The sequence below is a fragment of the Gemmobacter caeruleus genome, assembly GCF_008271655.1.
GTDB classification, from domain to species: Bacteria; Pseudomonadota; Alphaproteobacteria; order Rhodobacterales; family Rhodobacteraceae; genus Gemmobacter; species Gemmobacter caeruleus.
Window position 1 is genome coordinate 1 of the sequence record NZ_VKKX01000040.1, and the last position, 1,486, is coordinate 1,486.

Sequence of the window (1,486 nt, forward strand, 5' to 3'; positions counted from 1 at the left end):
ACCGACATTCCCCAAGTGGCCTGCCGCTTGACTTCAAGATCGCCTGATTTTGCTCGCTGGGCAAGCGTTTTTCGCCCCGAGCGGTGTCTGTCGTCGCGCAAACGGCCGAAGTCGGGTGGATCAAGCCTCGAACCCGCAGCATTCTGGCCCGGCAGAGCCGCTTTTCCGCGCGGCAGACGGACCTGTCCTGCCGCTTTCGTTCAGCTTGGGCATGGATCGTGGTCATGCGCATGACGGAGGCGTTCGAAGACGGCGGATGGCGGCAAGGACGGCCCGCACCATCGGGCCGGTGACGGCGACCTCGGCCAACTGGAAGGTAATGGCGCGGGCGTGGCGGACGACGCGGGCGCCGATCTTGATCAGCTTGAGTTGCAGGCTGGTCAACGACCAGTCCGCCATGGCCTCGGGCAGTTCGATGCAGCGCAGGAAGGTTGCCAGGTTGTAGGCCAGCGCGTGCAGTTGCAGCCGCACCTCGTTGTGCCGGAACTTCCGGCATGACAGCCGCGTCCAGCGAAAGGCATATTTGCCTTCCTTGATGTGCTGCTCTGCGGTGCCGCGCTGGTTGTAGAACCTCACCACCCAGTCTGGCTCCATCGGCAGGTTGGTGACGATGAAGCCGACTTTGGGGAACAGCTCGCCCGGATGCCATTCGATCTTGGCGATGACGCGGCGCGGCTTGTCCCAGGACGCCGCCTGATACTCGAAGTCCTCGAAGAACCGTTTGACCTTGGTCAGCGAAGGCCGTCCCACGGGCCGTGTCAGCCGATGCGCGATCTTCTCGCGCAAGACGGCGTTGGCGGGCAGACGGATGGCGTAGAAGAACCTGGCTTCTTCCAGCCGCATATAGATCGCGGGGATCGCGTAGGCAGCGTCGGCCCGGAAGAAGCGTCCACCAAGGTCGCGGCCAGCATATCGGGCAATGACGGGATCAAGGACATCCCGCCAGCCATCGGCGCTGTGGACATTGCCGTTACGCAGGGCGCAGCGCTCCAGCATGCCAAACTGGTTGAACAAGAAGATGGGGTGATAGCAGGTGCAGTCGAAATGCCCGTTCCAGGCAGCACCTTCCTGATCGCCGTGGGTGGGGCTGACCGAGCTGTCCATGTCCAGCACGATGTATTTCAACCCGTTGCGGTCATGAAACCGGTCGATCCATTGGCCGTTCAGATCGGCCAGCGCCGCCCGGTTCGCGGCCAGAGCCAGCGTCTCGGTCTCGAACCGTCCCATCTGCGATGCCGAAGCAGCTTGCGCCTCGACGGCCCTGCCGCCAACGACCTGACGCATCACGGGATCGAGGGCCAAGCGGTCGGCATCGTTCACATCCTCGTATCCGGCCAGTCGTCCGAACACCGATTGCCGGAACAATCCGTCAAGCCGATGGAGCGTGTTCTTCCCGGTGCGGCTGTCTCGCAGCGCCTCCGACGCCAGATTGGACAGGCCGAGCACGTCATCAAGCTCGCGCATCACCAGCAGGCCACCGTCTGAA

General features: G+C 63.4%; 2 protein-coding genes. Both read right to left on the reverse strand.

Annotated features, from left to right (window positions below; genetic code table 11):
- On the reverse strand, positions 1–226 hold a 226-nt coding region (locus tag FOA17_RS19915), incomplete at its 3' end, for a hypothetical protein (RefSeq protein ID WP_203232325.1).
- On the reverse strand, positions 223–1,486 hold a 1,264-nt coding region (locus tag FOA17_RS13445), incomplete at its 5' end, for an IS1380-like element ISPme1 family transposase (protein WP_149142024.1). The genes FOA17_RS19915 and FOA17_RS13445, both read right to left, overlap by 4 nt.